11 protein-coding genes and 1 pseudogene are annotated in these 11,329 nt (G+C 55.5%); 6 read left to right on the top strand and 6 right to left on the bottom strand.

Translation table 11 applies throughout. The features are described 5' to 3' along the window. Positions 1 to 4 precede the first annotated feature (4 nt). Complete coding sequence (gspG, locus tag GTU76_RS15445) at positions 5 to 454, bottom strand: type II secretion system major pseudopilin GspG (RefSeq protein ID WP_016984958.1); 450 nt, start codon at positions 452 to 454, stop codon at positions 5 to 7. A gap of 146 nt (positions 455 to 600) precedes the next feature. On the opposite strand from gspG, the gene gspI reads away from it, so the two are divergent. Continuing rightward, on the top strand, positions 601 to 987 hold the full coding sequence (gene gspI / locus GTU76_RS15440) for a type II secretion system minor pseudopilin GspI (protein ID WP_016984957.1): 387 nt from the start codon (positions 601 to 603) through the stop codon (positions 985 to 987). A 6-nt stretch (positions 988 to 993) separates the two neighbouring features. On the opposite strand, the gene GTU76_RS15435 is transcribed toward gspI, so the two are convergent. Further along, positions 994 to 1,425: a type II secretion system protein N gene (locus GTU76_RS15435; RefSeq protein WP_016984956.1), complete on the bottom strand. Its 432-nt coding sequence runs from the start codon at positions 1,423 to 1,425 to the stop codon at positions 994 to 996. Positions 1,426 to 1,539: 114 nt separating this feature from the next. On the opposite strand from GTU76_RS15435, the gene gspH reads away from it, so the two are divergent. From gspH to ybiA, 3 genes are all read left to right on the top strand, one after another. Next, the gene (gene gspH / locus GTU76_RS15430; protein ID WP_180698993.1) at positions 1,540 to 2,001 is read left to right on the top strand and encodes a type II secretion system minor pseudopilin GspH; all 462 of its coding nucleotides are present in this window, start codon (positions 1,540 to 1,542) and stop codon (positions 1,999 to 2,001) included. Then, a complete protein-coding gene (locus GTU76_RS15425) occupies positions 1,998 to 2,609 on the top strand; it encodes a PulJ/GspJ family protein (protein WP_180698992.1) in 612 nt (203 codons plus the stop codon). The genes gspH and GTU76_RS15425 overlap by 4 nt, the downstream gene beginning before the upstream one ends. 77 nt (positions 2,610 to 2,686) lie before the next feature. Next, positions 2,687 to 3,244 (top strand): riboflavin biosynthesis intermediates N-glycosidase, encoded by a 558-nt coding sequence (gene ybiA / locus GTU76_RS15420; RefSeq protein ID WP_016984953.1) that lies wholly within the window; start codon positions 2,687 to 2,689, stop codon positions 3,242 to 3,244. A gap of 98 nt (positions 3,245 to 3,342) precedes the next feature. Here ybiA and GTU76_RS15415 read toward each other — a convergent pair whose 3' ends face one another. Together GTU76_RS15415 and GTU76_RS15410 are read right to left on the bottom strand one after the other, a co-directional pair. Then, positions 3,343 to 3,582, bottom strand: coding sequence for a YceK/YidQ family lipoprotein (locus GTU76_RS15415; RefSeq protein ID WP_016984952.1), 240 nt, complete (start codon positions 3,580 to 3,582; stop codon positions 3,343 to 3,345). A 98-nt stretch (positions 3,583 to 3,680) separates the two neighbouring features. Further along, the gene (locus tag GTU76_RS15410; RefSeq protein ID WP_254846346.1) at positions 3,681 to 3,821 is read right to left on the bottom strand and encodes a YceK/YidQ family lipoprotein; all 141 of its coding nucleotides are present in this window, start codon (positions 3,819 to 3,821) and stop codon (positions 3,681 to 3,683) included. Between the two features lie 258 nt (positions 3,822 to 4,079). Between GTU76_RS15410 and GTU76_RS15405 the strand changes: the two genes are divergently transcribed. Together GTU76_RS15405 and GTU76_RS15400 are read left to right on the top strand one after the other, a co-directional pair. After that, a complete protein-coding gene (locus GTU76_RS15405) occupies positions 4,080 to 4,265 on the top strand; it encodes a hypothetical protein (RefSeq protein ID WP_134174238.1) in 186 nt (61 codons plus the stop codon). 351 nt (positions 4,266 to 4,616) lie between these two features. After that, positions 4,617 to 4,862, top strand: a pseudogene (locus tag GTU76_RS15400) (site-specific integrase); the annotation flags it as partial. A 150-nt stretch (positions 4,863 to 5,012) separates the two neighbouring features. On the opposite strand, the gene GTU76_RS15395 reads toward GTU76_RS15400, so the two are convergent. Both GTU76_RS15395 and GTU76_RS15390 read right to left on the bottom strand, forming a co-directional pair. Then, complete coding sequence (locus GTU76_RS15395) at positions 5,013 to 6,887, bottom strand: DUF4209 domain-containing protein (protein WP_180698990.1); 1,875 nt, start codon at positions 6,885 to 6,887, stop codon at positions 5,013 to 5,015. A gap of 538 nt (positions 6,888 to 7,425) precedes the next feature. After that, positions 7,426 to 11,190 (bottom strand): hypothetical protein, encoded by a 3,765-nt coding sequence (locus GTU76_RS15390; protein WP_180698989.1) that lies wholly within the window; start codon positions 11,188 to 11,190, stop codon positions 7,426 to 7,428. Between the last annotated feature and the right edge of the window lie 139 nt (positions 11,191 to 11,329).

The following is an 11,329-nucleotide window of genomic DNA, read 5'->3' as shown; positions in this document are numbered from 1 at the left end:
GCTCTCAGAGCTGCCAAGAACCAATATCGGCATTGACGCCGTCGCCGTCGGGTTGGCCGTCTGCGCCGAGCGAGAAGATGTCGATCTCACCGTTCGCGCCAGGATTCAGATAGTTGTAAGGACGACCCCACGGGTCGTTGGGCAAGCGTTCCAGATAAGAGCGCCAGTTGCTGTTTTTCGCATCCGCCGGACGCTCCACCAACACCTTGAGCCCCTGATTCAGCGTCGGATAAGTGCCGTGGTCGAGGCGGTAGAGTTTGAGCGCCTGCATCAGGCCGGCGATGTCTTGTTTCGCCGCAGTGGCTCGGGCCTGATCAGGTCGGTCGAGCACCTTGGGCACGACCATCGCCGCCAGAATGCCGAGGATGACTACCACCACCATGATCTCGATCAGGGTGAAACCCTGCTGGCCTCGACGCCCTGCGGACTGAGATTTTACGCGCGCGAAATCCATTTCAACCTTCCTTGGCATGATTACATTCGGCGCGCAGTGTAACAAAAGCCAGTCATCGTACAACAATCATTAACGCACTGTTTTTCTGCACATTCGCCAAAGGACGGGTGTTATTCTGCGGGCCGGTTTCAACCGCAGAGACAAGCATGGAAGCGTTGCGCAAGGAGCGAGGTTTCACCCTCATCGAGGTTCTGGTGGCCTTGGCAATCATCGCCGTGGCCATGTCTGCGGCCGTTCGCGTTGCGGGTCTGATGACCCAGAGCAATGGCCTGTTGCGCGATCGCTCGATCGCTTTGCTGGCGGCACAAACCCGGCTCGCCGAATTGCGTCTGGAGGAAGATTTTGCCCCGGGAATGAAAACCTTCGAGTGCGATCAAGGTCGCCTGCAACTGCGCTGTGATCAACGCGTGACCCCGAACACCGATGGACGACTGCTGCGCGTGACGCTGCTGGTTTCCGATCGCGAACGTCAGGCACCGCCCCTGGCGCGACTCGAAACCTTGCTCGGCCGACCGCAGGAAAAGCGCCAATGACACCGCTCAGGGTCGAGTCAACCGAGGCAGCGACGGGGAGTCTGGCAGCGTGCTGACTTTTAATCGGCTCTGTTCTGCGCCACGCTCAATGACCACCGCATCCTGTTCAATGGCGATCACGCGCACACCCTGGGTCAAGCGATCACCCACCAGAAAACTGCGCGGCGGACCGTCGTTGAGACTCAGAATTGCCACCGCGGCGTGCGCCCCTGCCAGCACTCCGGAAACTTTGATATCCAACGGTGCCGGCTGGTTGGAAAACCACTGCAAAGCCGCTGTGTCGGCGCGCGTCGGCAGCACTTGGGGGTCCACCGCCGGAACGTGGGATTGTGCCGGCGTCAGCAACAGCGCAGACCAGAACAGTCCCCCTGCCAGTGCAGCGATCAGCGCCGCCGATTGCACAAGCTGCGTTGCGGATAAGCGAAAAGTAAATGCCAAGACCCAACCTCCCTGTTGTCCTGCGTCGCAGTCTACAGGACAACATTCGCTTTTCTATCGGGATTGATGGTTCGAATCCGCCAGGATGGATTCACAACGAAGGAACGTTGCGGTATGACCAAGGACAGACAAACAGGCTTCACCCTCATCGAATTGATGGTGGTGTTGATCATCATCGGCATTGCCAGCGCTGCCGTCAGCCTGAGTATCAAGCCTGACCCGGCGCAACTGCTGCGCAAGGACGCCAATCGCTTGATGCAGTTGCTGCAAATCGCCCATGCCGAAGCCCTGGCCGACGGCCGCCCGATCACTTGGCTGGCGGACAAAAACGGCTTTCGTTTCAGCCGTCGCAATGAACAAGGCCCCGGCTTCGATCACTTCCTCGCCGATCCGCAACTGCGCCCTCGTCACTGGGAAACGCCATCGCTGAAGGTGCGAGTGACACCCAGGCAGCCGCTGATACTGAACGCCGAGTGGTTCGATTCCCCCATGCAACTGCAACTCTCGGACGGCCAGAACACGCTCACCGTGCAACGCTCAGCCACGGGGAAGTTGACCTTGGCCAACCAGCCATGAATAACCGGCAAGAGGGTTTTACCCTGATCGAGGTGATGGTCGCGATCCTGCTCATGGCGATCGTCAGCCTGATTGCCTGGCGCGGTCTGGACAGCGCGACCCGCGCCGACACGCACCTGCAGGCGAGCACCGAACACACCGAAGCACTGCTGCGCACGCTGCATCAACTGGAACGAGATATCGCCTTGCGCGCCAGCATCGAACTGCGCGAACCACTGTTGAACAACAACGATGACGAACGATCCGAGCAGCCAGCGGCAATCAGCGTGCGCAGCGCCGACGACCAGCGCTTTCGTCTTGACGTGATCCGCAGTGCAGCCACCTCGCAGAACGGCTTGCAGCGCGTGCGCTGGTGGTTGAAAGATCAAACCCTGTACCGCGCCGCCGCCACGCCACGTGATCGCTACCCGCTGCCTGCGCCGAAACAGGCAGTGGTGGTGCTCGACAGAATCAGCGACCTGCGAGTGCGCGTCTGGGAACCGGAGATGGGGTGGCGCCAACTCAGCGGCAACCGCAAAGAAAATCCCCAAGGCCTGGAAATCCGCCTGACCCGGCAGACGCCTCAAGGCGAAGAACACTACCGCCAGGTATTGGGCCCACTGGATTAGTGTCTGGACGATATTGCGTATTGCCCTGACACGCACAGCAACTGTAACGTCGAAAGTCAGTTACCGAGGAAATCTCATTGCACGACTCTAAACCTCTCGAAGATCTACGCGCTCGCTTCAACGCTGGAGAGCCTCTGGATTTCACTTTTTTCTGGGGACACCAGCGAAGCAAAGACGCCGTCACGGCTTCGTGCTTCAGCCAGTGGTACGAAGCCGAATTCGTTGTCGAGGGGCAACGCTACCCGACAGCCGAACACTTCATGATGGCCGAGAAGGCAGCCTTGTTCGACGATCAGGAAATTCGTGCACAAGTGTTGCAGGCCCCGACCCCGAACGCCGCCAAAGCCCTCGGCCGCAAGGTGCGCGGGTTCAACGACCAACGCTGGCTGCAACACCGATACGACATCGTCGTCCGGGCAAACCAAGCCAAGTTCTCCCAAAACCCGGAACTGAACGAATACCTGATGCGCACTGGATCTCGGGTCATTGTCGAAGCGAGCCCGGTTGACGCCATTTGGGGAATTGGGCTCGCGCAAGATCACGCAGATGTGAACGATCCGAATCTGTGGAAAGGCCTGAATCTTTTGGGGTTTGCACTGATGCAGGTGCGGGACGGCAGGGTTGGATCGTCCTGAGTTTTATCGGCGGTCGCATCAGCAACGAAAAAGCCTTGGCGTGTGCCAAGGCTTTTCTAAGGGAGTTTTACATTGCTTTGGGTTGCACTACCCGCAAGTCAGAAATTGCAGGTGTATTGATATTCGAAGGGGAAGAATACGGTATCGACCACCAATGAAAATGGCGCGTCGATCAGTAAAAAGGGAATCAACTTGCCTTTGGATGTACCGACCAACCACCAGTCGAGCCGAACACCGATGTAGGGACATCGGTGCTTGTCATAATCCATCCGCATGGCCGTTGCTGCACAGCCGCTTGAGCTGGCAATCAACACCAGTAACATCAGTTTTTGAAACACTTAATATCCTTATTAGTTGTTGATGCTGAGCTGCGTAAACGGGGTTGCAGAGGACGTTCCCTCTACAAAGGGCCACCTACACACGGTATTCCTCGCCATCAGTACCAACAAAAAGGTAGTGAAACGGTATCCGCCACGAAGGTAAAAGGTAAGTCGATAAGTGCGAAAGGACCGATAAACTGCGCAAGCTGATACTCAGCCTCAAGCCCGTCGTAGCAATCATAACGTCCATAGGTCACAGCCCCGAGCCATGCGCAGCCGGTGAGTTGTGACGAGACGAATAGCAAAATGAGCTTCCGTAGCACGTAATGTCCTTATAACCTTCTGATGTCCGGGGTGTAGACGCTATCGCGAAAAGTTAGTCACCCTCTCCATGGCTTACTCACCGAGCAACGCACTGATACTCCTCTGAGGGTGAAGTAGAGTCCTACGCCGACTACCGAGGTCGATCGTAAGGACAATGAGAAATCTCAACCAGATTGGAATTGGCAAGATGCATGAAGCACGCAGGCGAGGATGCAGATCTGATGGACTTTATTGATTTTCTGGGCAACCTTTGCAGCGCATTCAGTAACTATCAAGGCTATGAAAAGCCTCGCCGGGTGTTTACCCGAAGATTCGTTGCGTTCTGCGTATTTGTGGCTGTGTTTGAGCTGATTGCGCTGAACCTTTACTACGCATAGTCGGAATTGAATTTGAAGGATTCAGCAAAGATCGCTTGGCCGGAGCGGATCCAGATCTTATTAAGAAACTACCGTGTAGTTTCGCGCGGGTACAAAAAAGCCGATCCATCTGATCGGCTTTTGTGTCTGATTTCACTCAGGAGTTATGGTCGGGACGGAGTGATTCGAACACTCGACCCCTAGCACCCCATCTTCTTTTTCATACTTCTTGAAAGATTCCGAAATTTCACTCTGGATTTTTCTGAGCTCGTATTTACTTGAGCTCCAGCGGTGTTCTGCTCTACGAGAGTCCAGTAACGTCCATCAAGAGCCGACGTTTTTGTGGGGGTAAAAGTAAGGGGAGTCCATTTCATGGCCAAAATCACCATCAAAGAACTTGAGTCGCTGACCGTCAATCATGCCGGCCGGATCCTCCGGCAGGATGTCAATCTCGCCGGTCGAATCTCAGTCCGTAAGGACGGCGTGTCAGTCAGCTTTTTCTATCGTTATCGCTGGGGCAATCAAAACAAAGATTACGCCTGCGGAACCTGGCCGCGCAAATCCCAGACGGACATCCGCAAGGCCCACAACCAGCCCCGGGCGCTCATTGCTGAGCAGCCGTGCGACTCGTGGAGCGATTAGACAAACGCCCGCCCCCATCACCGCTTACTCCAAAACGCCGCCCAGGTGCTCCATAGGAGCCTAATTTCATGTCCCTGCGAAGCCCCAAGTTTGAATGGGCCTCAACGGGCGAACTGACGTTTCAGATCAGTGAGCGGCAGCTTCAATTAGAGGCGCGATATGTTGCTTCCAGTTCCGCAATAGCGGCTTGCAAGTCAGCCAATAGATCAACCAACAACCATAGATGGCTGAATGGTGATAGCAGTCTCCGATCGTGAGTTTTCCGTGCGCCAGCTGATGGCGCAAATTGGGCCCCCCCTTGTGGTGGAAGAGCAGCTCGATCTCATTCACCAGATCTGCCCCAAATACTTCATCCATCTCAGGGCGCATATTCTGCAGTAAACCACTCAACGACCTGTCTTCCTCCAACAGATCGGGTTTGATCTTGGAAGATTCTTTTCCGGCATTTGTCATGACGTAGCGGATAGAATTTTCGAGCTGTGGGATTAGTAGAAACGCCGCGGAGCAATAGTCACCTTGGAACAAGCGTGCAAATCCAAGAGCGAAAACCTCTGCATGTCCTTGAGGTACGAAGGGGCTGGCGGCAACTATTGGGGGAAAATGTCGCTCCTCGATCGGAAAACGCTGTGTTGTAGTTCGTAACGCCGGTTCAATCGCAGACGCGACGGCGATATGCCGTCGTAGGTCCAACTCACGCAGCCATTGAGCTTTAAACCACTCTTCGTCCGGCTCTTCGCTGGCATGCCCATCACTAGGAGAGGAAGCAGAAACTCTACCTTTTCTATCGATGTAACTGTTCGACATAGAACTGAAAAGGAACTCATCCCTGCTCCGCAGAGCGGTCGCTCGCAGATCCGCGATCGGCACCGGTCGCCACCAAGCCGCTAACTGGTAAAAAATGTCCGGTAGCGTCAGCCCTTCGAAAAGCTCAACCGTCCCCTTTCGCTCCTCACTGAGATCCATCGGGACGATGAAACACGCAAGTTCATCTAGCGCTTGATCTTGTAGCTCCACCAGCTCGAGCCGAAGAGCCTTGATCCGATCTCGGTGCCCACCTATTGCCCGCAACTCACCGATAACGTCCAAAGTCCATGAGGCTTTAGCCATCGGCGAATGGACCTGATCACGCATTCGAAGGGTTTGCTCAATGGACGCATCTTTACAACGACGTTGCGCCTCCAAATTATTCCGTTTCCCTTGTGCGTCCGCCGCTAAATCCCAAAGGCCTTTAACTGCCATTGGGTATGCGTCATCGTCAAGAGATGACGCCAGACGCTCCGCATCCTCTGCAATGGTTTCCCAGGTCGTTAAATCGTAGCTCTGCGCCAAGCGAGCGATTCGAATGAAAGATACAAAATGCGAATGTCCTTTAGCACGACTATAAAGCTCATGGACACATGCTTTGACTCTCGCGGGGATTCGAGATCGTTTACCGGTACCCGCAAGAATATGCAGTGCACGCTCGATGAAGTCGAGTAGATGCTGATCCACCCAATCTTCTTCCAGGTAGCTGTTCCGGTATACGCCCGACAAACGTTTTTCAATGACCTCGCAATAAGCTTCTACGGCGACTTCGGCCATTCGCCACTGCTTTCGATCGTTGTACCAGACCACGTCTGCCACCCTAGCTCGTAACGCCGGATGTGAAAGTGAATGGGCGACCTTAGCCAACACTTGATTCTGCTCAGTTGAAACATCGCTCGCAGTGGTGGTCCGCACCACGGAATTCTGAACCATAGGGCCGAAAATAGTCGCTGGGTCTTGTACTCTGAAGCAGAAGCCGGCGAGGGTCGCGAGCAGTCGGTATGCGTAGCCAGTGCCGTGCTCTCCTCGGGCGTCAGCATCAGTTGCAGCCTGAAATAGGGGCGAAAATATTGTGTACCCTTCGACCGTATCCACCCCGTCGAGCGCAGCATCGAGATCAATAGACTCGAAGTTCTCAACCGTCACCAAGATCTCTGCATCACCTGCCTGGGGCTCGGCGCTTTCATCCAAACTCATAAATTTCCCTTCTCTCGCGCCCCATCGAGAAGCTCGAACGGGTAAACCTCCCCAAATAGAAGCAGGAATATGGACAATGACCAAGTTTCCGCCGATGGCTCATGCTTAAAAGTAACACCTAGGGCTTGTAACCCGGCAGCGTCCCTGGCGATGCGGGGTAAGTTGAATCTGTCGACGCAAACGATGAACACTTGGGCGTATCTTCGATATTTCCAGCGTCTACTCCTGGCCGATTGCTGCCTTTGGCGAAGGTCAGGCTTGAGTGGATGTCTAATCCTCACGAGAGGCAGTAACCGGCCACCTTTGCTAAAGAGCATTCCAAAACGACGACATTCACCATAAGCGGGTCAGAACAAACCTGTAGGCTTACGAGTGCGGCCACAACCAGCCACTTGACCGACCCGCGAACTTTTGTTGCCCGATGAGCAGCGAGACATGCTTAGTACTTCACATTCTCCGTTAGGTGATCTACTGCTCAGCAAGCAATGTCCTGAGAGAGGAACAAATAACTGCCCCCTTTTCGATCCTAGCGTCGGGATCAATGACGCATCGCGTCCTGCTTTGCCTCCGTGTCTGCACGTTCAGCATCTTCCAGCCACTTCCGAGCGATAAGCTCGAGCATTGCGTGGGTACGTACGAAATCCAATGACGCCTGCGCCCATTCCTGTGCTTGTTGAGCGAAAGCCCGCTCCTGGTCGCCACCCTCTCCGAGTGATTTGCAGAACACGCCTCGCATGTTGACCCTTTCGATGCGAATCCCGAGCTCTACCTGCGAAGAAGCGAGTGTCTCTATGACATGCCGAACGGCTTCGTGAGGCCAGGCGCCATCCTTAAGACTCATTGGGGCATGGGCCAATACTTGGCCGATCAACTGATCAGTAATGTCCTGCCGATTATTTTCTGCTGCAAGGCGCCGGAGCTCGAGGCACCACGCCAGCAATGTATCCAGATTGACCTCTTGATCCGTCTGTCCTGGCAAGGACTTCAAGCTTTTCAGCAATTGGTATGCATTAGTGGCGCGCCCCTTCTGCGATTCAGAGGCTTCCACCGCCTCTGCCCCCTTGGCTCTGAATACCAGACACACCAGCTCCATGAAAAAGCTCGGCTGCTCAAGCAGCATTCGATGTAAGGCTTTGGGCTCATCGCGCAGCAGAGGGAGGTAGGCAAACTCTAGGCTCGCCATTTGCTCCACCGTCGTGTCCGATCGCTCGGCCAACGCCCTGATGACCTTTTCAATGTCGAAGAAACTGGTGGCCAGATGAGCGCCAGGCTTGGCGTTTTGCTCTGCAACTCCATCCATCAACAGTGACAAGACGTCCTGTGTCGGAATCTCACCAAGTCGACGGGATACGGCGCTCAAGGCGGCGACAGGACGTCCGACTTCTCGGTATTTGCCCACTGCATAGAGCAGCTCATCGGCGCTAACTTCGAGGGGATATGGCGATTTTAAGGTCCAATAGGCTCGCGCCACTTCATTTCCGAAGGTCTCGACGTACAGCCATGTCTGCTTATTTTCAGGGATACGCTCGATCACACTCGCTACACGGTCAACAGTCAGGCCACTGCCTAGAAGCGCAGAACGCGCCTCCTCTTTCCATCTCTCCTCGAAGCGTGCGATCCCGTCTGCCATGACTCCTCCAGCTGCGAGCTCTAGCTCCTGCACGCTACTCGCGAGCAGGCCTATGAACAACGTAAGGCGTTCCTCGTAGGAAAGTTCAAGGCGCAACGCGGAGTAAATCACGAAGTGCGGAATCTTAGCGCGGCCCGCCAGTTGCAGGACGCCCTGAACGCCGAGCGCCTCGTACACTGCCTTCATGGCCTGCAAACGGGCATTTTCAATGAGCAGGGAAAAATCGGCGCCTTCGTCGTCCATGCCTTCCACAGGTGGCGTCCAATCATCGAATAACCAGGTATGGTTTTCTACCAGCGTTTCGGGCGCGTACTGGTTGATTAGCGGCACCAAGCGTTCAGCCCGCTCCTTCGACATCGCCCAATCCGCGCTCGAATACTTCTGGTGATGCTTGACCTGCACGTTCAAGGCTTTCCAGATTTGCGTTCGGTCATCAGCGTCAACGACGCTGAGCACCTCACTGAGCCGTTCGACGGTAGCCTCGAAAGTATCCTCCTGGAAATGATCCAGTGCGTTAATCAACGTGATCCAGCGCTCTGGCGTCGAGCCTGCTGCGTCGACCGCCAGCGCGATGATTTTTGCCTCGCTCTCCCAGACCAAACCATATGTCAGGGTTTCACCGTGATCCTGTTCGTAATCCCTAAATTTTGGCTTTTCGGTTGGCGAGCTCGTATCTCCTGAACTGGGAAGCAAGCAGGCGAGGAGCGGCCAAGCAATGCTCGGGACGGCCTTCACGGTGGATTGCAGAGCGGCCAACCGACGCTTTGTATTCACAGAAGTGCATGGCACCCAGGAGAGGAATATAGCGCGCAGGCTGTTGATGGGCCGGTTGCTTAACTTGCCGCCCGGGTCGATCGCCGCAAGCTTGGCAAGGCATAGCACGGCCCGCTCGAAGTAGCTGGCATCCCAGGCGATCACTTCTAGCGCCCACAACAACCCGCAATGGTATGTTACGGGAGTGAGCATTCCGGGGTGCTCGTCGAAAATGGACAAAATGCTCGGCGAGGCGCCCTCAAGCTGACGCTCAAGGGCTTCTAGAAAAGACCTGGGGGACGCCTCCGCAAGCAACGAAAGATTCTGGCTCAGACTTGCCATCAATGTGGAGTCGCTCGACAGGCCAGGAATCGATCTCACCAAGTCGTCTACGAAAACTTGCGGATCACCACCCGCAACGGTGAAACCCGCATGCTTATGAAGTACGGCCATATGTAGCAGTGTCGTCATCAATCCGTTTCTAAGCTGTTCACTGTGCGAGGTTTCCTGGTCACGCTTGCTGCGCAGCACGAAAGGTTGGTCTGCTGTGGGTGGTTTATGAGACGCCACAGCCGTCTGGAAGACAGCGATCAGAGCCGCTTTGAACTGCTCCAGGTGCCTGCGCCCAACGCGAGGAGCGAGGTGCAGAAACGCATCGACGGGGGCTTTCGTCGCCCACAAACTTTCTATCCGCTCGATGGGCGAATCCTGCATGATGAGGAATTTGAGCAGGTCGTCCTCGGTTTCATCATAAGGTTTCTGGCTGAGCGAACTGAGGATTTGTTGATCATGTTCTACGTTGCAGATCCATGCTCCCGCCAACATGGCCGGTATCAAAGCGTCAGCATCGCCGACCCACCTCGGCAACTCAGCGGTACCACTTGGCTTCTGTCGAGCCAATACCGCCAGGCTCCGACCACAGGTGCGGGCAGTCTCATATCCTTCGCTTTCAGACATACCCATGTAGGTGAATGCTTTGCCAAGCTGAGCGTTGGTCGGTCGTACCAAGTCGACATGATCGATCTTCTTGTCCTCAGCCCCGGCGCTTATCACTGTTGGCCCCGAAGTCTTCAGTAATCCTACGCAGCTGCGTGCGGCGAGTCGGGGCAAGTAGATAAGGGTGCTCGTATTAACCAGATGCCGAGCAGCCTCCTCAGTCTCAACGATCAAGGTCCGTGCTTCCAGCGGCTTGCGCACTGTCTCGGGCGCCTTGCGTATCGCAGCGACCGCGAAGGCAATAACCTCATCGGTAGTATCGGCGGCGAATGCCAGTCGCCCACTCCCCTGGGTCAAATTTCGCAGCAAGTCTTCGGCTTGGGATTCGCGGCCGGCGAGCAGAACGTCTTCAACCAGCGCAGGCTCAAAGCGGCGGGAAAAAGACTCCCAGAACTCATCGGTGCTGAGCACGCCGTGTTGGGGCGCGCGTTTGAATGCATGCCGCGCCCAACGCGAGGCAACTGCTGGGCTCTGCGCAAGCCAATCCTCTAGCAGCGGACCATCGAGGTAGACGACACGCTTCCACTCACCCAGTTCGTTCTTTTCATCAAGCCAGTCTTCAATTTTTACCTTGGGCGTGTTCCACGTTCTGGGCGAGACGATGACCAAAGTGTGCTCAGCACGATCTTCAGCAGTGACTTCCTTGGTGCGCTTGCTGTAGTCATCTTCGGCCTTAGTTTTGCCGGCTCCGTTGGTGCCGAACTCCCAAACTGACTTTCCGTCTGGCACGAACGGGGATGTTGCATCAACGTCGAGATAGCCATCGAAGCCTCGAACCTGCCCCATGTCACCGTATAAAAATCGAAGCCGGCGCACCCTAGTGGCTGTGGCCCAGATCAAGTCCGCCACCAGCTCGGGCATCTTATCCCTGCCTTGGAGGGTGTCGGCCCACTGCCCTAGTTCAAGCGCACTGATCCACTTCAACGTTTTTTCTCCCTTTACATGATGTAGCGGTGATTGCCGAGACTACGCAGCTCCTTGGAGTAGACACACTCTAACCCACGCCAGAACAGGACTGCTAGGCACACCGCATTGGTACGTAAAGCGCCTCGTACCTTGCCTC

It is taken from the genome of Pseudomonas crudilactis, from assembly GCF_013433315.1.
In the GTDB taxonomy this organism is placed as follows: domain Bacteria; phylum Pseudomonadota; class Gammaproteobacteria; order Pseudomonadales; family Pseudomonadaceae; genus Aquipseudomonas; species Aquipseudomonas crudilactis.
This window is presented reverse-complemented; position numbering and strand designations above follow the sequence as displayed.